This is a genomic window from Oceanobacillus neutriphilus, assembly GCF_014645515.1.
In the GTDB taxonomy this organism is placed as follows: domain Bacteria; phylum Bacillota; class Bacilli; order Bacillales; family Amphibacillaceae; genus Oceanobacillus; species Oceanobacillus neutriphilus.
In genome coordinates this window covers 1-24,173 of record NZ_BMLW01000019.1, presented here as the reverse complement: position 1 = coordinate 24,173, position 24,173 = coordinate 1, and the positions used below count along the sequence as shown (strand labels likewise).

General features: G+C 35.5%; 27 protein-coding genes, 11 tRNA genes and 1 pseudogene. 6 read left to right on the top strand and 33 right to left on the bottom strand.

Going from position 1 to position 24,173, the window contains the following annotated elements:
* Window positions 1–121: 121 nt before the first annotated feature.
* Window positions 122–757 (bottom strand): TetR/AcrR family transcriptional regulator, encoded by a 636-nt coding sequence (locus IEX29_RS23825; RefSeq protein WP_188737928.1) that lies wholly within the window; start codon window positions 755–757, stop codon window positions 122–124.
* Between the two features lie 174 nt (window positions 758–931).
* Here IEX29_RS23825 and IEX29_RS23820 point away from each other — a divergent pair, with 174 nt between their 5' ends.
* A complete protein-coding gene (locus IEX29_RS23820; RefSeq protein ID WP_188737926.1) occupies window positions 932–2,104 on the top strand; it encodes a YhgE/Pip domain-containing protein in 1,173 nt (390 codons plus the stop codon).
* Window positions 2,105–2,307: 203 nt separating this feature from the next.
* Here the strand turns inward: IEX29_RS23820 and IEX29_RS23815 are convergent, their stop codons facing one another.
* From IEX29_RS23815 to IEX29_RS23760, 12 genes are all read right to left on the bottom strand, one after another.
* A complete protein-coding gene (locus IEX29_RS23815; protein ID WP_188737924.1) occupies window positions 2,308–2,475 on the bottom strand; it encodes a hypothetical protein in 168 nt (55 codons plus the stop codon).
* Window positions 2,476–2,529: 54 nt separating this feature from the next.
* The gene (locus tag IEX29_RS23810) at window positions 2,530–3,402 is read right to left on the bottom strand and encodes a DNA-3-methyladenine glycosylase family protein (RefSeq protein WP_188737922.1); all 873 of its coding nucleotides are present in this window, start codon (window positions 3,400–3,402) and stop codon (window positions 2,530–2,532) included.
* A 29-nt stretch (window positions 3,403–3,431) separates the two neighbouring features.
* Window positions 3,432–3,875, bottom strand: a complete 444-nt coding sequence (locus tag IEX29_RS23805) for a GNAT family N-acetyltransferase (RefSeq protein WP_229720362.1) — start codon at window positions 3,873–3,875, stop codon at window positions 3,432–3,434.
* A 32-nt stretch (window positions 3,876–3,907) separates the two neighbouring features.
* Window positions 3,908–4,357 carry a GNAT family N-acetyltransferase gene (locus tag IEX29_RS23800; protein WP_268239117.1) on the bottom strand — a complete coding sequence of 150 codons (450 nt, stop codon included), beginning with the start codon at window positions 4,355–4,357 and terminating at the stop codon, window positions 3,908–3,910.
* A gap of 88 nt (window positions 4,358–4,445) precedes the next feature.
* Window positions 4,446–5,345, bottom strand: coding sequence for a PhzF family phenazine biosynthesis protein (locus IEX29_RS23795; protein ID WP_188737917.1), 900 nt, complete (start codon window positions 5,343–5,345; stop codon window positions 4,446–4,448).
* A gap of 78 nt (window positions 5,346–5,423) precedes the next feature.
* Entirely contained in the window at window positions 5,424–6,677 is a 1,254-nt protein-coding gene (locus IEX29_RS23790; protein WP_188737915.1) for an MFS transporter, read from the bottom strand.
* 376 nt (window positions 6,678–7,053) lie between these two features.
* The gene (locus IEX29_RS23785; protein ID WP_188737913.1) at window positions 7,054–7,281 is read right to left on the bottom strand and encodes an acyl-CoA thioester hydrolase/BAAT C-terminal domain-containing protein; all 228 of its coding nucleotides are present in this window, start codon (window positions 7,279–7,281) and stop codon (window positions 7,054–7,056) included.
* Window positions 7,282–7,285: 4 nt separating this feature from the next.
* A complete protein-coding gene (locus IEX29_RS23780; RefSeq protein WP_188737911.1) occupies window positions 7,286–7,615 on the bottom strand; it encodes an acyl-CoA thioesterase/BAAT N-terminal domain-containing protein in 330 nt (109 codons plus the stop codon).
* Between the two features lie 233 nt (window positions 7,616–7,848).
* A complete protein-coding gene (locus IEX29_RS23775; protein WP_188737904.1) occupies window positions 7,849–8,292 on the bottom strand; it encodes a hypothetical protein in 444 nt (147 codons plus the stop codon).
* Window positions 8,293–8,347: 55 nt separating this feature from the next.
* Window positions 8,348–8,758 (bottom strand): hypothetical protein, encoded by a 411-nt coding sequence (locus IEX29_RS23770; protein ID WP_188737902.1) that lies wholly within the window; start codon window positions 8,756–8,758, stop codon window positions 8,348–8,350.
* 85 nt (window positions 8,759–8,843) lie between these two features.
* Window positions 8,844–10,076, bottom strand: a complete 1,233-nt coding sequence (locus tag IEX29_RS23765) for an MFS transporter (protein ID WP_188737899.1) — start codon at window positions 10,074–10,076, stop codon at window positions 8,844–8,846.
* A gap of 5 nt (window positions 10,077–10,081) precedes the next feature.
* Window positions 10,082–11,125 carry an ArsR/SmtB family transcription factor gene (locus IEX29_RS23760; protein ID WP_188737898.1) on the bottom strand — a complete coding sequence of 348 codons (1,044 nt, stop codon included), beginning with the start codon at window positions 11,123–11,125 and terminating at the stop codon, window positions 10,082–10,084.
* A 593-nt stretch (window positions 11,126–11,718) separates the two neighbouring features.
* On the opposite strand from IEX29_RS23760, the gene IEX29_RS23755 reads away from it, so the two are divergent.
* The 3 genes and pseudogenes from IEX29_RS23755 to IEX29_RS27285 all read left to right on the top strand — a co-directional run.
* On the top strand, window positions 11,719–12,486 hold the full coding sequence (locus tag IEX29_RS23755) for a DUF2087 domain-containing protein (RefSeq protein WP_188737895.1): 768 nt from the start codon (window positions 11,719–11,721) through the stop codon (window positions 12,484–12,486).
* Between the two features lie 12 nt (window positions 12,487–12,498).
* Window positions 12,499–13,029, top strand: coding sequence for a DinB family protein (locus tag IEX29_RS23750; RefSeq protein WP_188737893.1), 531 nt, complete (start codon window positions 12,499–12,501; stop codon window positions 13,027–13,029).
* 313 nt (window positions 13,030–13,342) lie between these two features.
* Window positions 13,343–13,792: pseudogene (locus IEX29_RS27285) on the top strand (GNAT family N-acetyltransferase); the annotation flags it as partial.
* A gap of 471 nt (window positions 13,793–14,263) precedes the next feature.
* On the opposite strand, the gene IEX29_RS23740 reads toward IEX29_RS27285, so the two are convergent.
* From IEX29_RS23740 to cidR, 8 genes are all read right to left on the bottom strand, one after another.
* A complete protein-coding gene (locus IEX29_RS23740) occupies window positions 14,264–14,773 on the bottom strand; it encodes a YolC/YozM family protein (RefSeq protein ID WP_188737891.1) in 510 nt (169 codons plus the stop codon).
* A 69-nt stretch (window positions 14,774–14,842) separates the two neighbouring features.
* On the bottom strand, window positions 14,843–15,757 hold the full coding sequence (locus IEX29_RS23735; RefSeq protein WP_229720360.1) for a serine hydrolase domain-containing protein: 915 nt from the start codon (window positions 15,755–15,757) through the stop codon (window positions 14,843–14,845).
* Between the two features lie 28 nt (window positions 15,758–15,785).
* Window positions 15,786–16,532, bottom strand: a complete 747-nt coding sequence (locus tag IEX29_RS23730) for a GNAT family N-acetyltransferase (RefSeq protein WP_188737890.1) — start codon at window positions 16,530–16,532, stop codon at window positions 15,786–15,788.
* Window positions 16,533–16,662: 130 nt separating this feature from the next.
* On the bottom strand, window positions 16,663–17,190 hold the full coding sequence (locus IEX29_RS23725; protein ID WP_188737889.1) for a P-loop NTPase family protein: 528 nt from the start codon (window positions 17,188–17,190) through the stop codon (window positions 16,663–16,665).
* A 365-nt stretch (window positions 17,191–17,555) separates the two neighbouring features.
* Complete coding sequence (locus IEX29_RS23720; RefSeq protein WP_188737887.1) at window positions 17,556–18,203, bottom strand: SDR family oxidoreductase; 648 nt, start codon at window positions 18,201–18,203, stop codon at window positions 17,556–17,558.
* 151 nt (window positions 18,204–18,354) lie between these two features.
* Entirely contained in the window at window positions 18,355–18,717 is a 363-nt protein-coding gene (locus tag IEX29_RS23715; protein ID WP_188737885.1) for a hypothetical protein, read from the bottom strand.
* Entirely contained in the window at window positions 18,698–19,246 is a 549-nt protein-coding gene (locus tag IEX29_RS23710) for an acyl-CoA thioesterase (RefSeq protein ID WP_188737883.1), read from the bottom strand. Before IEX29_RS23710 ends, IEX29_RS23715 begins: the two co-directional genes overlap by 20 nt.
* Before the next feature lie 131 nt (window positions 19,247–19,377).
* Window positions 19,378–20,277 carry a cidABC operon transcriptional activator CidR gene (gene cidR, locus IEX29_RS23705; RefSeq protein WP_188737882.1) on the bottom strand — a complete coding sequence of 300 codons (900 nt, stop codon included), beginning with the start codon at window positions 20,275–20,277 and terminating at the stop codon, window positions 19,378–19,380.
* Window positions 20,278–21,434: 1,157 nt separating this feature from the next.
* On the opposite strand from cidR, the gene IEX29_RS23700 reads away from it, so the two are divergent.
* Window positions 21,435–21,905, top strand: a complete 471-nt coding sequence (locus tag IEX29_RS23700; RefSeq protein WP_188737880.1) for a MarR family transcriptional regulator — start codon at window positions 21,435–21,437, stop codon at window positions 21,903–21,905.
* 17 nt (window positions 21,906–21,922) lie between these two features.
* Window positions 21,923–22,327, top strand: a complete 405-nt coding sequence (locus IEX29_RS23695) for a nuclear transport factor 2 family protein (RefSeq protein ID WP_188737878.1) — start codon at window positions 21,923–21,925, stop codon at window positions 22,325–22,327.
* A gap of 271 nt (window positions 22,328–22,598) precedes the next feature.
* Here the strand turns inward: IEX29_RS23695 and IEX29_RS23690 are convergent, their stop codons facing one another.
* The 12 genes from IEX29_RS23690 to IEX29_RS23635 form a co-directional block, all read right to left on the bottom strand.
* A complete protein-coding gene (locus IEX29_RS23690) occupies window positions 22,599–22,784 on the bottom strand; it encodes a hypothetical protein (protein ID WP_188737876.1) in 186 nt (61 codons plus the stop codon).
* Window positions 22,785–23,176: 392 nt separating this feature from the next.
* A tRNA-Leu gene (locus IEX29_RS23685) sits at window positions 23,177–23,259 on the bottom strand.
* Window positions 23,260–23,267: 8 nt separating this feature from the next.
* A tRNA-Cys gene (locus IEX29_RS23680) sits at window positions 23,268–23,341 on the bottom strand.
* 8 nt (window positions 23,342–23,349) lie between these two features.
* Window positions 23,350–23,424, bottom strand: a tRNA-Gly gene (locus IEX29_RS23675).
* A gap of 5 nt (window positions 23,425–23,429) precedes the next feature.
* A tRNA-Gln gene (locus IEX29_RS23670) sits at window positions 23,430–23,504 on the bottom strand.
* A 37-nt stretch (window positions 23,505–23,541) separates the two neighbouring features.
* Window positions 23,542–23,614 (bottom strand) — tRNA-His (locus tag IEX29_RS23665).
* Between the two features lie 5 nt (window positions 23,615–23,619).
* Window positions 23,620–23,693 (bottom strand) — tRNA-Trp (locus IEX29_RS23660).
* Between the two features lie 15 nt (window positions 23,694–23,708).
* Window positions 23,709–23,793: transfer RNA gene (locus tag IEX29_RS23655), tRNA-Tyr, on the bottom strand.
* A gap of 19 nt (window positions 23,794–23,812) precedes the next feature.
* A tRNA-Phe gene (locus tag IEX29_RS23650) sits at window positions 23,813–23,885 on the bottom strand.
* Window positions 23,886–23,908: 23 nt separating this feature from the next.
* A tRNA-Asp gene (locus tag IEX29_RS23645) sits at window positions 23,909–23,985 on the bottom strand.
* A 4-nt stretch (window positions 23,986–23,989) separates the two neighbouring features.
* Window positions 23,990–24,066, bottom strand: a tRNA-Met gene (locus IEX29_RS23640).
* Window positions 24,067–24,088: 22 nt separating this feature from the next.
* Window positions 24,089–24,164: transfer RNA gene (locus IEX29_RS23635), tRNA-Val, on the bottom strand.
* Window positions 24,165–24,173 lie beyond the last annotated feature (9 nt).

Genomic DNA, 24,173 nt, shown 5'->3' with positions numbered 1-24,173 from the left:
TTTAAATGTCCTGCTTCACTTCGGATGAAACTTTCTATCCTGTTCCAATTAAAATAAATCATCACTTGCCATTTTAATTAAAGTAAGTGATGATTATCCATTCCCCTCAAAAATTGAATTATTAATCATTACCTAAGTGATACGTATCTTTTAATCCTGCGGCAAAAAAAGGACCATTTGTTGTCATTGTAGATAAGATTTGAGCCATTTCTTGAGGCGATTCTTTCCTTCCTCCGCTTAACCATTGTTGAAGCACTCCTAAGTGAGCCGATACAATATAAGAAACGAGGTATTGCTCTGGAACAAGTATATTTTCTTCTTTAATAAGTCCATGAGAATGATTAAATAGTGTTTTCCATATAAAATCTTTTAGCTTTATTTGGAAAGTGATATCTCCTTTGGGACTTAAAACTGCGGTTAAAAACGCATTATGCTCATTTATATTTTCAAAGATGGCTGTAAAGAGCGTTAACGGTGCCGTAACTTTAGATTGGGTATTTAGTTCATCTTCCACATACGGGAAGCTCCGTTTAACAAATTCCGATATTTCCTGCATGAATTCCTGTTGACATTTTTCCATTAAATCATATTTGTCCTTATAATGTGCATAAAAAGTGCCTCTATTAATATTAGCTTTTGTCGTTAAATCTTTCACTGTGATTGCTTCAAAACCTTTTTCTTCAATAAGTTCAATTAATGCCTCTTGTATAAGCTCTCTTGTACGGGCAACTCTAGGATCAATGTATTTATTCTTCATGTTTTCCTCCTCCATTTTTCAAAAATATTCTGAACACATTTATAAAATGCGTCGTGTAACCAACACATTCACTACTTTTATTTATTGTAAAGAATAATGGAAACTTTATACTTGAGATAAAGAACACTATGTTGTTCTTTTATTCTAAATTAATTAAAGGAGGAAAGCAATACAATGAATAAAAAGCTAATAATTTTGCCTGTTTTGTCATTTATTATTGTTTTTATTTTTTCATTAACGCTATTTCCAACAGTTCAGCCTGAGCCCAAAGATTTACCAATTGCAATCGTAAATGATGATCAAGGTGCTGAATTACCTGATGAATCCCAATTGGATTTAGGAGATGTAATTGTTGATATGATTCAAAGTTTTACGGAAGATGATGGGGATTCACCGATTGAATGGATAGCTGTAAATAGCGAAAATGAAGTTCTGAAAGGGATGGATGATCAAGAGTATTATGCAGCATTAGTAATTCCTGAAGACTTTAGTTCAAAACAAATATCATTCTTACAGTCAGATGAATATGATCCTTTAGAGTTAAAAGTTTATATTAATGAAGGAATGAATATGACTGCTTCTGCCATGACCAGTAATTTATTAGATGGTATCGCTGAAAATGTAAACGATAATTCTAGAAATGAACTATTAGAACTAAGCGAAGAAATGGGAATTCCTCTATCAGCAGAACAGATATCTAATCTTGCAGAACCTGTTACGAAAACAGAAATTATTGTTAATGAGATTGGTGAGAATAGTATGAATGGTAATGCTCCAATGTCCTTATTCCAACCTCTGTGGATTGCAAGTTTATTAACAGCAATCTTAAGTTTCTTTGCTTTGAGAGGAAAATCATTCAGTAGTACCAAGGAACATCTTATAGCACGTGTTTGGCAAATTACTTCGGTAGTCGTTGCCTCCATTTTTATTGGGTTTGGTCTTACTTGGTTAGCTAGTGGAATGGTAGGATTAAATATTCCTAATTTTATGGATACAGCACTTTTCCTCTCATTAACTTCTTTTAGTTATATTTCAATGATACTAGTCGTGCTAACTTTGATTGGCGTAGCAGGTATTCCAATTTTTATTTTACTGCTTTTCTTCGCCATCCCATTGTTGAATTTAGTACCTGAGATGATGTCTTCTTTCTATCACGATTGGGTTTATTCATGGTTACCGATGAGATTTATGGTTGAAGGCGTTAGAAAGCTATTGTATTTTGGCGAGAGTTTTACTTGGAATTTTGAAGTTTCGGTTCTTTTTTGGATTGGTTTAGTAAGTGTGGCGATTCTACTAGGTATATCTTTCAAACGTAATTCAGAAAAAAACATTGAAGTAAAAGAATAAAGAAAGATAAGCAAAGAGCATGTTGACATTTACTGGAATGGATATATAGAGATACCTTTGAGCTAAAGAAGTATCTTGAAGCACTGTAAGATCTTATCGCAATTGCATTAACAGTTGGAAAAGTTATGTTCAATAAAATGAAACCTCATTCAGTGGGAGTTATTGTTCTTCTCCCATTGAATGAGCCTAAATGATTTAGAGAATTAGCGTCCATTTATAAACAAAAATGTCATTAACATAGATCCACTTGCTTCCATACTTGAAGAAGCAGGTATAGCAATTTCTGTTTTAAACAAATCTGCCATAAAGGCAAGCACTGCCAAAGAAATAATTATAATTCCTTGAAATAAAGTCCAGCGCGAAAAAAACATAATAGATTAAACTCCTTGCTCCATTTTTGCTCCATCGTTCCCTGAATATGAAGATTACCTGTCAAACCAATAAGCTAAAAATTTATACTCTCCCCATTCTTTATATAACTGATGCAGCTGTGATTTAGGAGGAAGTTCACCTGCGAAATATTTATTTTTTACATGCTTCTTAAATTCACTGTCTACAGGCAGATAGTCATACCTTCCTAACAGCATTAGAATGTTGCTGAGTGCATATGGTCCTACACCTTTAATTTCTTTCATTTTATGAACAACTTCTTCTGTTGAAATTTCCGGATTTTTGAGTACGTCTAAATCATATACGCCATTTACTATATTTAATGCAAGCTCATAAATATAATCGCTTCTGTATCCTAATTTGATAGTTTGGTTTAGAAATTCCCTATCTTTTTTTAAAACTGCTTCAGGTGCAGGAAAAGTAAATAATCCTGAATCGTCTGAATATCTTTCTCCCAAAAGTGTTACAAAATTTGTTGTCATAGAAATAGTCCGACTCCAGGTAGTATTGGTTGTAAGAATTGTCTTTACAATATCTTCAAATATACTTGGTGATCGCAGCAATCTTCCCCTGTTCTCTGTTACGATTTTCTGCATGTCCTGATTATCACTGCACATTTTATAAAAAGCACTATAATCTTCATCCAGCCGGAGCATCCAGTTGATTTTACGAATTACCTCATCACTTTCTTTATCTGTTAATGTTTTCTTATCGCCTATTTCAATAATCAGATTATCATTTTCCTGCTTTATGTGAAGCATAACAATTTTACCAGTTGATAATTCCTCCAGCCTGCTCAGCGTATTCATATCATCATTAGTGTGAAAGGGATGCAGCATATACCAGCCATGATCTGTAGCTGCTGCTTTGAAATTAAATTTTTCTGGCAGTTCAATGACCTTTTTCAAGATAATCTCCTCCTGATCAAAGGGTGGCTTTAAAGTAATGATTTCACCATCATGCAGTAACTGCTCCCAGGCGGGTATCCTTCTACTTCACCGACAACCTGATATCCATTCCTCTCATAAAAGGAACGGGCCTGAAATTCAAAAGTTGTTAACAAAGCCTTCGTTGCCCCTTTTTCTGTACCAACCATTTCTGCCTCAGCAAGAATTCTTCTTCCTAATCCTTTACCTCTCTTCTGTTCACAAATCCAAAAATAATCAATCTCCAGCCAACCCCAGTAAACCTCTGCACTTAAACCACCAATCCAATTATTATCGTTATCAGAAACAATAATATTTATTGGACGTATTGCTTCTTTTTCTCTTATCCTCCTATGGTGAGGGGAGTGCTTATTATTATAATCTCTAATCTTCCCATGTAAAAAATCGGTGAATTTGTTGTCTTTTTCTAAATAAATATCAATTTTGTGTTCCACCTTTTCACTCCCTATCCTATAATGACAGCTTTTTAAATCAACCATTTAGACAAAAGAATTTCATCACGAATCGGAATTCCGTCGCTCCCCAATTGTGGTATTTCCGGCTTTTGTTCTCTTGCTCTGTCCACTGCTCCTTTGAATAGAGCGCTTAAACGATATCCACGCTTCTGATAAAATTTAAAGGCATGTAAATTATCATTTGTAGTAATAAGTTTGATTTTCTGACAGCTTCTTTCCTTCGCCACATGCTCTACTTCCTGAATTAGAGCAGTTCCAATTCCTTTGCTCTCTTCTATGCTGTCTAAAGAGATTATTTCACACTCACTATCCTTTATAACATAGGAGATATAACCGATGATCTCCCTGTTTTTATTTAACACTGCATATCCTTCCAGGGCTGTACAATCAAAAATACCGCTGGAAATAACCATTTCCGGGCTTCCCCATTGTTTTATAAAAAAATCATTAATTTTGTTAATTGTTGAGCTACTTTAATTTGCACGATATTTCTCCTTTGGTTGCAATCATTTCTGAATCATTTATTGAGCCGTTATTCACTGAGATTCCTTAATCTTCTATCATAATATTTAACTCATTAACAAAAACAGCACTTCCTGTAATTTGAACATCATATGACTCACCATTCTCAGAAACCTGAACTCCTACCCTGCCATCCTTACCAATTTCGTTACCCTGTTCAACCACAAGCTTCAAAGCTTCTTTGCTATCTTTTCTTATATATTGAGCATAATAAGCACCCATAACCCCTGACGCAGTGCCAGTTACTGCATCCTCAACAGTTCCTGAATACGGAGAAGAAAAGTGCCGGGCATGCATATCAGTCTCCTCATCATACGTTTCTAAGCAAAATGGATGAACAGATGACTTAGGCATTTCTTTTAATATAGCAGGAAAATCTTCGTTCTTGGGTTTCATTCTATGAAAAGCCTCCAGGTGTTTTATTGGGATTAACAGTGTCCAAGTCCCTGTATTTCCGTATAAAATTGGTAAGGTATCATGGATATCGTCTTCTTCCAACCCTATGGAATGAGCTAAATCCCTTTTTGAACCATGAAATGCCTCAAATATCGGCACTGCCTGGTTCATTGTTATTATTATTTCTTTTTTAGCAGTTGAATGAAGCTTTACAGGTAAAATGCCTGCTCTTGTTTCAATCGTCAGCTCTGTTATTTCTCCTAACAATCCTCTTGTTTTTAACGCATACACGGTTGCCATAGTCGCATGTCCGCATAAGTTCATTTCATGTCCTGGTGTAAAAAAACGGATGCCAAGGTCCGCTGCTTCAGACTTAACTGGAAAGGCTGTTTCATTAAATCCTACCTTAAACGCAATTTCCTGCATTTGACCCTCTGTTAATTTATCTCCATCTAGAATTACTCCAGCCGGATTTCCTTTATTAGGTTCTTTACTGAACGCATCATAATGATATACTTTTACGGATTTCATGATATATTCCTCCGATGATTATATTAAAATTCCCGATGAAATAATCAATAGAACCACCGGGAATTTTATATGTTTCACTTACACTTTTTTATTTCTATAAATGGGCACAACTTTGCTTAATTCCACACCAAATTTCCCAAAACGAAGCATGATGAAAGCAGGAATTAATAGGATAAAAGCTCCTATAATCAATGCCGTTTTTCCAGTAAATAATTCAGGAAGCGCCCCCGCTAAAAAAGTCCCCAGCATCGAGAAGATACCGCCAATAACATAGGTAGAGCTTCTAACTCTAGTTAAAAATTCATCTGGAGTAATCCCTTGATGAACAGCTCCTTGTACAATAAACGCCATCGAAAGAGCACAGTCAAAAACAGCCATTCCTAAGCACATAATGAAAAACGCATTTGTAGCTATAATCATTAATATACCTATTCCAGAGATAATCATTAAGACTGTAAGCAGAGTAATCCAATTTTTATTTTTCAATTTATTAATTAAAAAAATACCTGCAATATTACCAACGCCAGCGCTTGATAATAAAATACCGATTAATCCTTCTGATAATTGCATTGTTATTTGCGCATAAAATATAATTGTCAATGTGATAAATACCGTTGTAAAACCCAACATACACATTACTAATGTGCTAATTAGCTGCTGCGGGTTATCTAATAAAATTTTCATGCCATCTAATGCTTTCCCTAAAAACGCCTTCCATTTATGCTTTGCTGAAGTTTCCTTCTCAACTTTTAAAGCTCCCTCTTCCCTGCGAATAAAAACAATTAAGAGAGTGGATAAAAGGGATAAAGCTGCACAAATAAACAATGTCCATACGGAACCAGTTTCAGCCAGTACTATTCCGCCCAACGCCGGGCCAATAACCGTAGCAATCGCATCTGCCGCTTCGATACTGGTATGTGCTTTTAACAGGTTCTCCCTGCCGGCAATTCCAGGAATCATTGAAGTAAACGCTGTCCGGCTAATTAAGGCAATTAATCCCATGACAAACAGCAAAGAAGCAATGATAACTGCATTCGCGTTATTTGTAGCTAAGAGGAAGGCAAGAATAAAAATGCCTATACCATATAGAAAATGGCAAGAAGCCGCGATCTTGACTTTATGCTTATTTTCTATCCAAGTTCCAATCGGTATAGCAAAAAGAATTGTACCTGCTTGTTGAGATAAAGCAACGAGCGCTGTAACTAAAGGGGAACTGGTTAAGGCTAATACAACTAAAGGGATCACTAACTCTCTAAATCTGCCATTTAAGATAGACAGAAACTGAGACCCCCACATATACTTAAAATTTCTATTAATCAATAATGTCTTCAATTTGATTCTCTCCTTAAAATAAGGGAGATATACTACTTGAAGGAAATGTCTAAAAATGAGCTGTTTCTCTGCCAGCAAAAATTCTTATTCTATTTTATAGTTATCTCCCTGTTCAGAATTAATTTTTTTGAACGGAGAGAATTCTAAATTGGATTCATTTTTATTTAGCTCCTTATCCAAATGAGAAATCCTTAAAGTTAACTCATTTTTCAGATTTGATTATTAAAACTATTAAATAGTAATTCACCTCCTTCAATAGTTCGCTTATGAAACAACCCAAGAATTTCCCGTTCAGAAATTCAGGAGGAATTGCTGTTAAATGGAGGCGCATAAAATCATTTATTATTCAAAAAGTTGTAAATAATTCTCACTACATTCAATTTAAGTAATCAGTCGTATTAGCACTTCTCGAATAAAAATCTATTGTTTTCTTCCATGAATCTAGACTTGCATAAGCTGTTTCTTTTTTCTTTCCCTGATTACAATACACGTATGGTATGCCCAATGAATGTCCTGCCCCATCATAAATAAGGTGTTTATACTCATTTTGAAAGTTATGTTTTTCCAATCTTTCAATAGCCCTTCTTGAAAAATCAACTGTCATATCTTCATTTCCTGAAATAAGTAGAGGAATTCTTCTTCCACTCTTCCATTTTATTAATTTCTAATGACCAAAACAGCCCCATTCCATCTATCCCTGAGTAACTGCCATTGATGGGTGCTTGATTATTTAAATCCACCTTACCATCACTATCGGCGATAAATGTAGCAAATGAAGATAAATAAAGATAATTTTTACTTCCTGTTACTCTTTCCGCTCTAATTGTAATCTCTTGTCCCGGCTTTACTCCCGATATAGCTATATCCACGGGAACATCTACTAACGATTTAACAGCGCTTACACTTATTTGCGGTTTCTCAACCTTTGACGGTAACATAAGTAACACCTCATTATTATTTACAAACCAATGGAGTCACTAATTCTATAAGGAGCTCCGAGAGCACATTCTTTTCCTTTTAATACCTTTATGATAAATTAGCGGGGATAATTATTCAATATAAAACATTAGCATTGATTATTTTTTACTATATTCCCACTTACAGTTAAGACAAAATAGAAAGCATTTGCCTCCCTTTATGTACCTTATCTGGAATCTGAAATGTTTTCAATTTACTCCTCATCTACTTCTTCAATCACAAAATACGGAGAGGCTTCCGCATCAAAGATAATTATATTAGACGGTCCTCCGTCACCCTTCAGAGTAATCTCAGCTTTATTGTCTCTTATCCAGCGAACATTCGCATTGGATTCATTCAATGATTTCAAACCGTTATTTACTTCGGTATCTACGTGTTCACCCTCATACTTTACTCGAATAGTATGCTGCTTTAAAAAGAAAGCCTCTCCTTTTTCAACAATTTCAATCGTATTTGTTTGTTTTGGGGAAGTACTGGTTAGAAGTGTATCCTCTTTAAAATTTATTTGATAAAATAATACAGCAGCAACCAAAATAAAAGGTCCGAATATTAACAAATATCCCCATGCCAGGCAGCCTAACTTCTTTAAAAATTTCTTCTTTTCTAACTCCACTTCCAGCTCAACATTTTGATCCATGGTTTCACCAGCTTTTTGACTGTAATAAAGGAAATTTTTTCATTTCATTCATGCCCTATTCTAAACCATATTTCTTCCAGTTTACAATGCTAGAGGTAATCTGGACTATAAATAAAACCCATAAAAGAATCCCTATTGAAAATAAGGCTATATATCCGCTAAACAATAAAAGGCCGGCAGACATAATTTGACCCGGAATATGTTTTTTGATGAATGCTGCAAGACCTGCCAGTACCCCTGCAGCTATAAGAGACCGATAAATCCATGGTGATACAAAAGTTATTTTACCCGGTAAAAGGTAGCTAAGAAATATAACAAGTATTAAAAGAAAAAGTACTCCGTTTAAAATAAGGAAAATGGTTGAGATGAAACTCTTTTTCTTTCTAGCATTATGAATTGCTGCCCAGACAGATACACATAACAGTAATAATGACAATATCGGCAATACATCTAACGGAAAAGTCATGCTTTATTTCCTCCCTGATAGATATTAAGCCTATTATACCACAGTACAATTCATAATATTCAGAACAAAATATCTATATATTTAGTTATCGCGCACCTCTTTCAATAACTGCGTCCTCCTTACGCTCTACCCTGACTACCCGAATCAGTGATAACGAAGAAATACTCACAATAACTCCAAATGTCATTAAAACCACCGCCATCGAATAATGTTCTATAATCAAGGAACCAAATAATTGTCCCAATGGAACGGAAGCACCTAACATCATAGAAACTAAGCTCAATACTCTTCCCATCATCTCTTTCGGAATCATAGTCTGGTACATTGTATTTAAGCCCACACTGGCAAAGCAGACTCCCAGCCCTAATAAACCTGCCGCAGCAACCGTTGCATAATAATTTAATGCGATCCCCATAATAAGCAGCGCAATACCTTCGAGCAGCAAACCAGCCACTGCCATTCTATATTTATCTTTAAAAACGTTAAACATAATCATCAGTGATCCGCACATGGCACCTACAGCCAGGATGGAATTAATAAATCCTAAACCGGAGGCGCCTACATCAAATACATTATCACTCATATACGTGAAAAATATCGTTAACGGTGCTAAGAAAAAATTAATAATGATGCCGCCAACAATTACCAGAAATAATAATGCCTTATCTTCCACTACATATTGAAAGCCGTCCAGCATTTCGGAAGCAAATGATTGCTTCCCCTCTTTTTCACGACTAATCACACTCGGAACCTTTATCCATGACTCTGTGATTGCTGATATGATAAACGCCACACCACTGATAATTAATAGAAAGCCGATATTTCCAACCAATCCAATCAATATCCCTGAAAGAGCTGGCCCTAAGATATTACTTCCTTGTGTACTAAGCTGGTTTAAGGAATTCGCTTTTGTCAGCTGTTCTTCTTCAACTAGTAAAGGAATACTTGAATTTGCGGAAGGATTGAATAAAGCCATAGAAGCAGCTGAACAGACTAATAAAGCATATAACAAAGGAAGCGTTAGCGAATCATTTATCATCAATACCGCAATAATCAGCATTATACTTCCAGTAAAAAAATCAGAAAAAACCATAATTTTCTTTCGATCAAAGCGGTCTGCTGCAACGCCTGCTAATGGTTCAATAATAATAGTTGGCACTGTAAAGCAAAGCACGGTCATCCCGAGAGATAATGCAGATCCAGTCCCCTGCATTACAAACCAAAGGACAGCTAAATTAAAAAAACGGTATCCAAATCTTGAAACAGATAATCCTGTCCACAGCAGCATATAATTTCGATTAGCAAATAATGCTCTCAATTGCCTTACCTCTCTTTCTGTATCAACATATCGGACATGCTTTTTAACGCTTCTTCAATCAGTTTCTGATTTGCCTGATAAAAAATCTTATTTTCATATCTTTTCGCAGTAATTAAACCTAAATCAGATAATTTTGAGATATGATGCGAAATAGTCGGACTGGATAGATTTAATTGCTTTGCCAGTTCAAAACCATATCGCGGCTGTTGATTTAATTCCTTTATAATTTTAATTTTTGTCCGGTCAGAAAGCGCTTTTGCCAGATCAATCACCTTATCCTCTTCCCTGCTTTCATCCATCGTCTGTTCAATAAGCTCCGTACCAATGAGATAAATAGCTATATCACTCTCGGAGCTGTAAGAAAATAAAGAGCTGTTATGGTAAAAGTAAGACGGAACCAATATAATTTTATCTGGCTCATTTGCTTCAGAAGAATCAAAATGCGGATTCGTTATTTTATATATTTGCTTTCTGTTCATTCCCGATAATTTATGAATACTGTCTTCATGATAAGCATTAATTTTCTTTATGGAAGGCTGGTATATCTTCTCATTGATTTCTTCAACAACCTTTAAAAATCTTTGTTTCGTATTTTCTTTATCAAAATATAAATAAAATAACTTTGCCTGTTCAGAAAAAGGTAATAAAGAGGACTGAATATGTGAAAATACTTCCTGCTCATCCGTATAATCCTCAACCCTTTCCGGGGATGAGTAACCGCTGGTCAAAAACGCTGAAATAATTTCTTCAAATTCTAATTGCTTTAGAAAGTTTAAAAAGGAAGTTATATCATGCCACTTATTATGCTGATAAAGAAGCTGGACGAATGTTAATCCAAAAAAACTATCCTTATGAAAAAAGCAATCCAGTTCTTTTTTTGTTTCATCAGATAGTAAAGAAAGTGAATCCTGCATAACCTGGTTAAAGCTTTCTTTTGTAGGATGCTTTTCTAATTGCATGTATTCATAATTATTTAGACGGAACATGAGCGCGAGTAATTCAAATACATCGGATTGTTCTACATAATAATTATCAGATACGTTTTTCACAACATTTAACCTCCATCAAATATGTTGTTTTAATTATATCTAATATCTAAATAATTACAAGTTATTTTTTTTCCTTAGCTCTTTCCATGACGGAATTTATTTGGACGTTTTCTTATTCTTGTCCAGGTTTTATTCCAAACTTTTATATAAAAATCTCAACTTTCGCACCTAAGAATAACAGCTATACCTTTCTATTCCAGGATGGACATATTCTCTATTATCCTGCTGCATGTTGTTAAATCATCCTTTTATTGAAAGGAAGATTGTGTATAGCGCCTGCAACCAACCACTACGCTTTCCATTGGGACGGCTTCAGCTAACTTGAAAAGAAAACCGCTTTTCAAGTGGATCTTCAGCTCGCCCTGTTCCCATAGGAGTCTACGTGGTTGGTCTGCGCTCAGTTAGGCTTCCACAGCGTATGGAAGGAATCATAGCCTGATGGAGCTTCATGCTTATAATTAGCTGAAACAAGCATTATATTTTGATTTTCTGTTTTATTAATCTCTATTCTTCAATCCAGAAAACATTGAATAATATTGGACATTATTATATAATGTTTTTAAATACATAAACAAATGAAAGGATCGTTTAATATGTCACATGAAAATCATTTCTGGGATGCCACAGTTGATGATCTTTCAAAAGGTTATTCTTTTGATGAGAATACCGACAGCTATGTATGTGTGCTGTGCAATGAACATTTTGAAGATGGAATAATTTATCCGATAGATGGAGTATTATACGAAGCAAAAAAAGCTGTTGTCCAGCATATCGAACAGGAGCATGGTTCTGTCTTTGACTATCTGATTCAACTGGATAAGAAATACACCGGCTTGACAGAACATCAAAAAGAATTACTCACCTTTTTTTATCAGGGATTAACCGATAAAGAAATCGTCAAAGAACAAGGCAGCGGAAGTCCTTCCACTATCCGGAGTCACCGCTTTAATTTAAAGGAAAAGGAAAAACGTGCAAAGGTTTTCCTGACATTAATGAATCTGTTAAATAAAGAATTGCATCAAGAAAACAATCATAAATTTATTCACTTTCACAAGGGGGCAAAAATGGTGGATGAACGTTATGCAATTACAGAGGACGAAAAAAAGAAGGTTTTATCAACTTATTTTAAAGATAGCCTGGATGGTCAGCTGGACAAATTCCCAAGTAAAGAAAAAAGGAAGTTGATTGTTCTTCAGAATATCATGAACCATTTTGAATTAAACAGGATTTATTCGGAGAAGGAAATAAATACTGTACTAAAGCCTGTTTACAGTGATTTTGTTACAATTAGAAGATATTTAATTGAATATGGTTTTATGGAACGCAGTAAAGATGGTATGGAATATTGGGTAAAGAAATAAGGAGGATACCGTATGAACGAAAATAATGCCTTGTTAAATAACATTACATTTCAATTTAGCATCTCTAAACAGCTGCTGGAATATCATCTTACTTCACTGGAACAGGAAGAATATAGATGGTTGTCACCAAATGCCGGGCTTTATCTTAAAGAGAAAAATGGAGAATGGTATGCTGATTTTCCTGAAACGGAAGCTTATCATATTGGAACTCCCAGCATCGCCTGGACATTATGGCATATAACTTTCTGGTGGGAAATGGTATTGGATCATGCTTTCGGAACTGGCACACTGACAAAAGAAGAAATTAAAGTTCATGAAGATGTTAAAGCAGTAAAGACAGTTATCCATTCCCTGATTGCAAGATGGGAAGAGATATTAATGAATTTAAAGGAAGAGGAGCTTTACAGCAAAGCATATACTGCATTTCCATTTAATAATGAAGTAGAATTTCATCAGTTAGCTTCATGGTTAAATCTCGAACTAATGAAAAATGCTGCCGAGATTGGTTATGTCCGTTTTGAATATGCGTCTGTTAAGAAATAGTTTGATGGTAGAGGGAATCTCTAAAATCCCCTCCCTACCTTTTTAACATTCTTCTAATTAAATAAATAACAAGAACAACAACGATAATAGTAATAATCATTCCCGGGATTCCAATGTTCCCCATCATATATATCAATCCCTTCTCTAGTTTACTATGATTTAGGTTGATAAATTATCCATTTTAGTACTTTCATTTTAACCTATCCTTTGGTTTGGAATCAATGAACGCAGTAATAAAAAAGAAAGGATGCTATAAATGTCGCCAATTACCTCAGAAAGACTATTATTTCGCTAATATCATGATAACGATTTTGATTTTCTGATGTCTTTATTATCGGACCCTGAAGTAGTCCGATTTATTGGAAATGGAGAGACACGGGATGAAAATGGAGGAAAGAAATTTTTGGACTGGATATACCGCACCTATGAAGTCGGTGAAAATATAGGTTTAAAGCTTTTAGTCCGCAAAGAAGATAACGCTCTAATCGGACATGCAGGTATCGTTCCTCAAACAATTGATGATACTTTGGAAATGGAAATAGGTTATTGGATATCCCGTAAATATTGGGGCAAAGGATACGCCTCAGAAGCAGCTTAAGCACTGTTAGATTACGGCAACAACCAGCTTGATACTCAAAGATTTATCTCATTGATTCAGCCTGATAATATTTCTTCTCAAAATGTGGCAAGAAAAATAGGAATGGAATTAGATAAAGAAATTGTGCTGGACGGCAGAAATGTAAATCTATATTCTACTAAATAATCAATGCTTCTCCAGTTATATGGTACTCTAATTTAATAAGAAGCAAATAATATTATTTAAACAGGTGAGAGAATGAATAAAACAAGGAACTTTTTACTTATATTCGGATACATCTTGCTTCTCCTTACTGTTTCAACAATTTGGACAGAAGCTTTTTCACGTCCATTACATCCCTCACCCGAGGATGGCCGCTTCCTATTGGTATTTTACATAAAATAGGATTGAGAACAGCATACGCCCTCCTGATAAGTACGATTTGTTTTATCCTGTCTACTGTATTAACTGCGAAAAGAATGAACAATCTCCTCATGTTTATGTCGGTTTCGGGTATGTTTCTATCCACATTTGGCGTTGTGGGAGCACTTCTTTTCGGAGCTTTCTAGCAGATAAAAATAGAGAGCCGGCTCCCTTTGCTTCAGAAGCTGGCTCTTATTATAAAGTCTCTGTTTTTCCTTTTAAAGAGAGTTCATTTTACTTATCTTCATAAATCTCAACATCCAGAAAATCCTCCATCATCTTATTTAACTCTTCTGCACTCATATTGGAATCATCAGATAGATGCAATTTAATGTCTAATTTAGAGTCATCATTAAATTCAACATCAATATTGTTAAGATTATTCTCGTCCAAGTAATCAAAAATCATATCTTCAATATCCATTTTTAATCTTTCAGTTCTTTGCTCGTCAGATGAGGTCTGTTTAATTTCCAGTTCATATTTATCCAACAGGTCATGATTATCTAATCTCTGTGCAATATCTTCTTGAAATCCATGATAATCCTCAGTATCATCAATCTCAAAATATAACCAGTTTTCATCGCCTGTATAAGCATATATTAAATAATTTTCAGAGGCATACTCCATAATTTCAGACACTATCTCAGATTCATCTTTTTCCTTTGTAAAGAATTTCCCGGCGACAAAGATTGCTAATAAAATAGTTAAAATGCCAATAGATAAAAATATTGTTTTCCTATTCATGTCTCTCCCTCTCATAATGCCATTATTAAATCTAATATTATTTATGTGATAATATCTGGTTTTCAGCTTCTACAAATTAACACAAGCATTCGCTAATAGATACTTCTTAAAATAATCAATCGGCCTTGATGAATCATCAGTAATATCACTTGTGAAAACAGCTGTTAATTTATAGCTTGGGACAACAAAAATATACTGCCCATTTTTGCCAAGAGCAAAGAAAGTTTCAGGTATAGGAGACTCTTCATTATCCCTTGTTAAAACCCACCAGTGATAGCCATATGAAAATGTATTGTCTATTTTAAAACTGGCAGCAGTAGATTCTTCAACCCAATCGCTTGGCACAATTTGTTTTGATTTCCATCGACCATTGTTCATATAGAGCATCCCTATTTTTAATAAGTCCTCTGTTTTCATATTCAATCCAAAGCCGCCAATGGCAATTCCTTGCGAGTCACGGTTCCATTTATATTGTGTTATACCCAGCGGACTAAATAAATGCTTTTGCGCAAAGGATACAGTATCTAAACCAGTTGCTTTTTGTAAAATAGCACTTATTAATTGGGAAGAGCCGCAGCTGTAAACTCTCTCTTCCCCCGGTTTATATTCAACCGGCTGACTCAGGACAAATTTAACCCAATTTTTACTCGGTATCATCGCTGTATTCCCTGGCCAATGCAGCCCTGAGGTCATTGTTAATAAATGCTTGATCGTAATTTCATCTCCAGCTGAATCCTTCCTGCTGTCTGGAAAGTATGTAATAATTGGCGTATTTACATGTGGTATATAACCTTTGTCAATTGCAATGCCGACAAGGATTGATAAGATGCTTTTTGTCACAGAATATATCTTATGCTGCCTTCCCTTCATTTTATTATTTCGATAATATTCAAAAACAGTCTTACCATCATGCTGGATGAGACAGCTATCAATTTTATCCTTTGTCACTACTCTTTCAAAATTCTTCATAAGATTTTCATTCATATGGAAGCCCTCCCAAATCTTGTATTCATTATAAATCTATCCAATATCGTCTCTCTTCTTTTATAGTTTCAAAGCCGAGAGACCTGTAAAGTTTTAATGCAGATTTATTCTCCGTTTCAACAAGGAGTTGTACTTTACTCAGATTGCAGCTTTTTAAATAGTGGAGTCCCTCCGTTATCAGGTGACTGGCAAGTCCAAGCTTTCTCCAGCCTGGTTTAACGAACACATTCTCAATGATTCCTATATCCTCCTTTTTTTCTTTCCAAGCCATGATACTCCCAACTATCTCACCATTATAAAAAGCAGTAACCGCTTTCCAAAATGGATTACTTTTATACTCAAGTAATTTTTCTAAACTGGTGGGATCATCCAATTCACGGCGCATCCAATACAAGCTTTTAAAATGCTTGAAGTCTTTGACTTCCAGATAAGCATTTTCTTTAGCTTCTGACCCAAAGTTTCCGGCACATAATTTCACAGGAAACTGAGCTGGCAGCTTCTCCTTCCATAATTTTGCTGTTTCCAGAATTTTTTTGTAAAGGAGGTCCCTCAATTCATTATCATCTTCCCAATTAGTGTACAATTTTATATTAAAGAATAGTAAATGACTTGCATGGGTTGAATGATCCGCCGGAATAATATTAACCGCTTCTATCTGCCCTTTTGCAATCATTACATCTTTATCAAAAGCACAGTATACATTCTTCCAATTACTCTCTGGACCAGGCCGCCAATAAATAATGTCTGAATGGTTTTCAATCAAATTATTATACAATTAAATTTCAGCTGCCTTATCTTCAGCCTGACAGTTTCTAATTATATAATTGCTTTGCATAACACATTCCCCACTTCAGCTGTCTTATCACTCTGTGATTTATATCCATAAAACTATATCTTTATTTTTTTTACGGTATATCAGTCATTTTCAAATAATTTGTGATTTCCATATCACTTTTAAAATGAATTAATTTGTTATCATAAGATCTTAGCTTTTTAAGAATTTCTGGCTTACTATGATATTCAAAAATAGTATCGTATTTATATAAATTCAATATAATTTTTAGTGTCGGCTTATAGTTTGCTGTTTCTAAACCCAATTTCTGCCTTATAAACCTTTTGATGATTCGAAATTTCCTTACAGATAGCTTAGTATCCAAAAAAATAATAACCTCAGCATCTTGAAGGCATGGAGCAATCCATTTATGATGAACTCCTTCAGTAATCCACTTATCCGAATTAATGATACGCTTCAGATATTCATCTCTTTCCTCTGGAGTCCTTTTTATATCTCCTGTATCCAGTCTTTTTCGAACGACGTTATCTAATTCAAAACAGGGAATTTCCAGTTGAGTAGAAAGCTTCTTGGCCAAGGTTGTCTTTCCACTTCCAATTGATCCTATAATATGTATTTTTTTAGGCATGTTCTGCTTCATTTACCCACCTCAAACTATCCAGTAGCTTAACTATGTAAATATTTAATCATTTATTATGGCTGCTGGATAATTCTATTTATACAGCAACCTTATAATCATATACTACCATACTATTTTATACTTTAATTGTAAATTTCTGAAATTATAACAAGTTGCGTATGAGAAAAGTACAGTTTCAAATTATGAGCAGAGTCACTTTAACATATCAATAATTGCAAATCACCATTCTCCTCGCAAAAAAGAAGAAGCACTGCCATTAGTTTATATACTCAAAAAACTATCTATAATTCTATATAAATATCTTTATTTAATGCAATTTTCTCCTATAAAAAACGGGCAGCTTAGCGCATGCCCGTTTTTTATGATTATACCGACTGTATTGCTTCTTCAACAGGTGTTTGTCCACTAACTGCCCGAAATCTTTTACCGATGGTTGCGTCATTTTTCAAGCTGGTATAAATTACTCTAGCGATATCCTCCCGAGGTACCTCTCCCCGTTCTACATTGGCTCCAAGGGTTACCTGATTGGTACCAGGATTATTCGTTAACAGACCTGGATGGATGATGGTGTAGTCTAAATCTGTGTTTAACAGCCACTCGTCTGCATAGTGTTTCGCTACGACATAGGGTGCAAATGACTCAGGGGCAGCTTGGATAGCTTCGCGGCTGGTATCAAACGAACTAATCATGATAAAACGCTTGACGTTCGCTTTTTCAGCTGCTTGAATGGTTTTTACAGCGCCGTCTAAGTCGATCATCAGGGTTTTATCTTTTCCTGTTTTTGGACCTGATCCAGCAGTGAATACAAATGCATCTACACCTTCTGCTGCTTCAGCAATCACATCAATTTCATCCTCTAAATTAGCAATAGCTGTTTCAGCACCTAAATCCTTGAAATAAGCCGCCTGCTCTTGCTTACGGATCATTGCACGGGCCTGATCTCCATTTTCCTGAATCAGCTTGACCAGGTGCTTCCCTATTTGTCCATTTGCTCCTACTACTAAGATATTCAATACGCTCACCCTTTCATTTTGACTTTTTTATATTATTGTAAAGGTTTCAGGGGGAGATGTTAAATGATTAGTTTCTTCATTACGTCTGTTAGACGCTTAACAAAATGCAGGACTTATGCCCCTTAACCAGTAAGGAGATAAGCCTTGTCTGCTACTTAATAATAGTATTGACTTGAATAAGCTCTGGTTTTGCTCCCAACACTAACAGAAATACTTGTGAATAGGAAATCTGTTCTAAATTCCAAAGTAAAGATAATAATTTTTCAAAATCCTTTTGCTCTTTTAATAAATTTACTTCTTTTTGATAAAGCTGTAAAACCGATTCTCGAATAAAAGGTGGTTCTGCCGGCTCTTCTTCTGCTGCTAATAGCTCACCTAAATATTTATAAGGGACTTGCAATTGTCTGGTCAGACTCACCATGTGCTGTAAATGCTCATACAATTCCTTATAATTACATTGGAGTTGGTTAAGTTCTTCCTCTATATGATATAAACTATTTATATTCGCAAACATAGATATCTCCTCTTTCCCATGGTTTTTCCAAACCAATAATTTGCGTCAGCTCTTTACTGTGTTCTCTTCTTTTACGTCGCATTGCTGCCCGCTTCTCACCAGATTCATACAAAAACTTTTCTTCTGCTGATTCTGGTACGATGCTTGGCACTTTAATCGCTTTTTTATTTCTGTCCAAAGCAACAAATGTAAGAAAAGCAGTGGCTGCAATTTTTCTTTCTCCTGTCATCATATCCTCAGCAATCACCTTACAAAAAATCTCCATCGATGTATTTCCTGTATAAGAAACAAATGATTCAATACATACCGAATCAGACTGGCTAATCGGATGAAGAAAATCTATCGAATCAGTGGAAGCTGTTACGCATTCCTTAACTCTGGCGTGCCTTCTAGCAGACAGCGTGGCATTATTATCTAATTTCTTCATCAATACACCTCCAAAGAGGGTATTGTAATTATTTAAATCATTGATTAACACTTGATCCGTACTAACTACTCTGCTATCATTTGGATGTTTATAACTATTCATATTACGTGAGTTCCCTTCTTCAATAAAATTGCTTTATTTTTGCTATATATTTATCTTAAATCTTATAAACTCATAATAAAAATAGTTATTTCTTATTCAACCTATAGATTAAATCTATGAAAACGCCATATCTAATTACTTTTTCCATGTTTAAACATCAATTGTTCTTGCATAAACTTTAGCCACTCTTTTGTTACAAATGAGGTATAGCTATTCTTTTTCCAAATGATTGCTAATTGCCACAAAATCGATGGATCTTCAATTTCAACACTAACTACATCTTCCTTTAACATATCAATGATACTTGCCGGCAGAATGCTTACCCCGAGACTTGCTTCAATCATCTGCTCGATAAAGTACCATTGAGAGCTCTCCGCAATCACTTTAGGAATAAAACCAGCAGTTTTACATGCCTCTGTTATACGATCATTTAATACAAAGTCTTCGCTAAATAGAATAAAATTATCTTCCTTTAATTCGATCAGTCTAATTTTTTCTCTTTTGGCAAATTTGTGAGACCGCGGAATCACCAGCTTTAGCTGCTCCTCAAGCAAAGAAAATTGGTGAAAAGTCTTCGTATCTGTCGGCAGTACTGTAATGCCAACGTCGATTTCATCGTTAATAATACTCTCCTCAATTCTCTTACTGCCATTTTCTAATAATTCAAAGCTGATATCCGGATAACTCTCATGAAACTCTCCTAAGATACGAATAAACAGACTCACATTCATAATCGGAGGCAAGCCTATTTTAATATGTCCTTGTCTGATTCCTAGCAAATTATCCATTTCTGTTGGGAGGTTTTCATATAATCGAACAATTTCTTTTGCTTGCTGTAAAAATGCTTTCCCTGCATCTGTAAGGACCATCTGACGTTTGTGACGGTCAAATAATTCTACACCTAATTCTGCTTCTAAGTCCCGTAAAAGCTTACTAATGGTCGGCTGTGAAATAAACAACTTTTCCGCTGCCTTTGTCATGCTACCAGTCTTAACGATTTCTATAAAATAAATCATATGTTTGATTTCCATTGTTTTTCCTCTTTCCATATCAAGGTAGTTATTTTAAGTTTATCATTCAAAGGGGAAAAATAACCATCCAAGTATTTCATTGACATAGTTGTTGGATTTGTTTGAAGGAATTCTTACTTTTGTTGAGCAGAACATTTTCATGGTTATATTGCTTGTAGCCATTACAACCAGAACAAAAAAGAACGTCCATTCAGACGTTCTTTTTTGTTACTACTTTCTTTTATTTTGGCGTATGCTCCCATTTTGAAGCCAAGTTCTTCACCTAAATCATCGTAATTACCAAATCGGATGGAACAATAATAAATATATTTATTTGAGGTTGATATAGACTAGTTTTCTTACTGAACTTCTTTCTCAATATCCCCTGTCTCGATTCTACATCCTTTATTCTATATTCTACTCAGTAATGATACTCCCGAACATACCAAGCAGGTAAATTAGAATGATTTTGGTTTTCTAATTTGATTGCATAGCACACAAGTTTTGTTCTCTTATAGCCTTCTTAATCTGCTAGTTAATGGTATTGAAAAGTAGAAGAGCTGTCTTCCGCTTTTCACCTCTATCTTTGATACCGCCTCTATCTTACTTTATCTTAATCAAAAAAACTCACAAACACTGCTTTAACAGCGTTTGTGAGTTTTTGTTACCATTCATAGTACCGGTGGTCGAGTTCGAGCATGACCTTTTAACCACTGGTACATCAGTATTTACATATCCTTATGTGTTGCATTTGTGTTGCATTTGTGTTGCGCTTTACATAAACCTATATTTTTCTATAATACACCTAAAAACAAAAATGCTTATAAGCGCTGATTTTTCAACGTTTGTAGGCATTTAGACGGTTAATAAAATCATCTTAAAATGTAAGAATAGTATTATTTGTCGGGTTCGAGTAAACCCGACAAACACTGATATGACAGGGATATTTTTCCTTGTTATTCATTTGTCATCTGAAATTATTATGTCACTTTTTGAGGCAATATAAAAAAGAACTTCCTGTAAATTAAATTCCTCAATAAAAAGGCATCAAATACTATGTTATTCTATTACGCGTCCATTCCTATTGGTAAACTCACTAGTTGACACCAATAATGTTAACTGGTAAACTATAATTATTAACCGGTTAACAAAATAACAATCAAAGGAGATGAAGGTTTGTGGAAAATTCTTCAAAAGAAGAAGCCCTGAAAGCCATTGAACATTTTATTTTGTCTCATGAAAAGAAGATGGCGAAAAAGGATAATCTAGCCAAGGATTTATTAGTTAATCATGGATATACCGAAAATAAATTGTCTTTAACGCAGTTGCATATTATGGCTCTGATAAACGAATACCCAAATGCATCTAATAACACATTTCTTTCTAAGGAACTTAGTATTTCAAAACCTGCGATTACTAAAGCCATTAATTCCTTAATTGAAGAAGGAATGGTTCTGTCTAAAAAAAAGGAGAATGATCAGAAAGCTGTTTATTATACTTTAACAAATTCAGGACAGCAACTTGCAGCGGTTCATGATCGAATGCATCAAATTGCTGAAGATCGTTATATCCAATTGTTGGATCAGTTCTCTGATGATGAATTAGAGCTGATTATTAAATTTTTAGAAGCCTGGTCAAATCAATTATAAAAAGAGGAGCAATTATTATGGATAAAGAACAAGCCATTGAATTTTTAAGTAGGATGTATCAAGAAATCATCGTTGATATGAAAATAGAAAAAATTCCTAATTACTTTAGTAAACACTATGTTCAAACAACTGATGGAGTTAGCACAAATATAGCTGAATTTACAAGTCATGTCCTTGCATTAAAAGGGATTGTAAAGTCCATATCTTTATCCCCCTTTTATGATGTTCTCTTTGATGTTGATAAACAAACGGCAACCCTAAGATATACTGTTACTGCAAATAAAAAGAGTGGCGAAACTGGCGAAATAGAAGTGATAGCAATATTTGAATTAGACAATGATAAAATTGTCCGTTGCAACGAGCAATCTTGCCCATTAAATCAAAAAGAGGAATTTAAAGACTTAGCGAGTGTTAACTACTGACTTTCATTTAAATACCCAAGTCTAATTCGATTAAATTGTTCCATAAAATGATCGAAGAAAGTAAAAGTGGGCGCATATTTCTTATGGTTCTATGTCAAATAACGTTGGTGTAGAATTTTAGCCCAATAATGAAATGATTTATCAAGCTCTCACGTAGCTTTATGCTACGTGAGAAGCAGTTTTCACCAGTATTTGTACTTTCGTATTCTTTGAGATATAACAATACTTTTTGTCAATCTGTGTTTGTGCAGTAAAACTGCCATGACATGCCTTACACATAAAACGCTGTATTCTCAAACACAAATAAGTAGCGTGTACGCCTGTAAATGGCAAAGTGATCCGCGGGATGATAGGTCAATTTCCCTTTTATATATTTACAAACCTTTCCTTGATCATCAAAAATAATATGTGAGCCTTGAATATCGAGTAAAGTTTTAATATGATTAGAATGAGACAAGTGATTTTCCTCCTAGATGTGGTTTTGGTCGACTTATATTCTATAGGGAAATTCACTTGTTTTCTATTTAAAAATAAAAAAAAGACATTAGCGAATTTCCATCCCTGTCTCCTTAGAAAAGGAGACAGGCATTTCTTTCACCAACGTCAAATATTATACAACTCATAAAAATAGCGCCTTAACAAGTCAATAACTCGTCAAGACGCCATCATATCAACGTTTTTCTAGTACCGGTGGTCGGGGTCGAACGTTGCCCTCTAACCCTTGGTATATCAACCTTCTATTTTGCCCTTGTACCAAATTTGTACCAAAGAAATTCTTTACCTTAACCAAAAAGACTCACAAATCTTGTTTTTACAAGGTTTGTGAGTCTTTTTGGTTACTATTCAAAGTACCTGAGGTGGGAGTCGAACCCACATGCTCAGAGAGCACGGCATTTTGAGTGCCGCGTGTATACCAATTCCACCACTCAGGCATATGTTTTGGAGGCGGTAACCGGATTTGAACCGGTGATAAAGGTTTTGCAGACCTCTGCCTTACCACTTGGCTATACCGCCATTTCTTCTGGAGCGGAAGACGGGATTCGAACCCGCGACCCCCACCTTGGCAAGGTGATGTTCTACCACTGAACTACTTCCGCAAAAATGGCTGGGCCACTAGGATTCGAACCTAGGGTACACGGGATCAAAACCCGATGCCTTACCGCTTGGCTATGGCCCAATGATCAAATGTTAATTTATGTATTAAATAAAAAAGGGGCGACCGGTGGGGATCGAACCCACGTGTGCCGGAGCCACAATCCGGTGCGTTAACCACTTCGCCACGACCGCCATATTGGCAGGGGTAGTAGGAATTGAACCCACATCAAAGGTTTTGGAGACCTTCGTTTTACCATTAAACTATACCCCTATAAAATTTTATAAATGGTGGAGGGGGGCAGATTCGAACTGCCGAACCCTGAGGGAGCGGATTTACAGTCCGCCGCGTTTAGCCACTTCGCTACCCCTCCACGAAGATTATTAAAAAGGTGGCTCGGGACGGAATCGAACCGCCGACACAAGGATTTTCAGTCCTCTGCTCTACCGACTGAGCTACCAAGCCATATACTGTTTTAAATTTTTAAATGGCGGTCCGGACGGGACTCGAACCCGCGACCTCCTGCGTGACAGGCAGGCATTCTAACCAGCTGAACTACCGGACCATTTTGGTTGCGGGGGTAGGATTTGAACCTACGACCTTTGGGTTATGAGCCCAACGAGCTGCCAGACTGCTCCACCCCGCGATATGAACTTATGAATCTTATATGGTGGAGGATGCAGGGCTCGAACCTGCGACCCCCTGCTTGTAAGGCAGGTGCTCTCCCAGCTGAGCTAATCCTCCACTTGGACC

Coding starts and splice junctions, on each gene's coding strand:
- IEX29_RS23780 (WP_188737911.1), bottom strand. CDS start 7,615: ATGTTACCGTCAAAGGTTGAGAAACCGCAAATAAGTGTAAGCGCTGTT.
- IEX29_RS23755 (WP_188737895.1), top strand. CDS start 11,719: ATGTCACATGAAAATCATTTCTGGGATGCCACAGTTGATGATCTTTCA.
- cidR (WP_188737882.1), bottom strand. CDS start 20,277: ATGGAAATCAAACATATGATTTATTTTATAGAAATCGTTAAGACTGGT.
- IEX29_RS23770 (WP_188737902.1), bottom strand. CDS start 8,758: ATGACTTTTCCGTTAGATGTATTGCCGATATTGTCATTATTACTGTTA.
- IEX29_RS23825 (WP_188737928.1), bottom strand. CDS start 757: ATGAAGAATAAATACATTGATCCTAGAGTTGCCCGTACAAGAGAGCTT.
- IEX29_RS23775 (WP_188737904.1), bottom strand. CDS start 8,292: ATGGATCAAAATGTTGAGCTGGAAGTGGAGTTAGAAAAGAAGAAATTT.
- IEX29_RS23785 (WP_188737913.1), bottom strand. CDS start 7,281: ATGACAGTTGATTTTTCAAGAAGGGCTATTGAAAGATTGGAAAAACAT.
- IEX29_RS23820 (WP_188737926.1), top strand. CDS start 932: ATGAATAAAAAGCTAATAATTTTGCCTGTTTTGTCATTTATTATTGTT.
- IEX29_RS23815 (WP_188737924.1), bottom strand. CDS start 2,475: ATGTTTTTTTCGCGCTGGACTTTATTTCAAGGAATTATAATTATTTCT.
- IEX29_RS23735 (WP_229720360.1), bottom strand. CDS start 15,757: ATGAATGAAAATCTTATGAAGAATTTTGAAAGAGTAGTGACAAAGGAT.
- IEX29_RS23725 (WP_188737889.1), bottom strand. CDS start 17,190: ATGAAGCAGAACATGCCTAAAAAAATACATATTATAGGATCAATTGGA.
- IEX29_RS23715 (WP_188737885.1), bottom strand. CDS start 18,717: ATGTTTGCGAATATAAATAGTTTATATCATATAGAGGAAGAACTTAAC.
- IEX29_RS23750 (WP_188737893.1), top strand. CDS start 12,499: ATGAACGAAAATAATGCCTTGTTAAATAACATTACATTTCAATTTAGC.
- IEX29_RS23740 (WP_188737891.1), bottom strand. CDS start 14,773: ATGAATAGGAAAACAATATTTTTATCTATTGGCATTTTAACTATTTTA.
- IEX29_RS23695 (WP_188737878.1), top strand. CDS start 21,923: ATGGATAAAGAACAAGCCATTGAATTTTTAAGTAGGATGTATCAAGAA.
- IEX29_RS23795 (WP_188737917.1), bottom strand. CDS start 5,345: ATGAAATCCGTAAAAGTATATCATTATGATGCGTTCAGTAAAGAACCT.
- IEX29_RS23710 (WP_188737883.1), bottom strand. CDS start 19,246: ATGAATAGTTATAAACATCCAAATGATAGCAGAGTAGTTAGTACGGAT.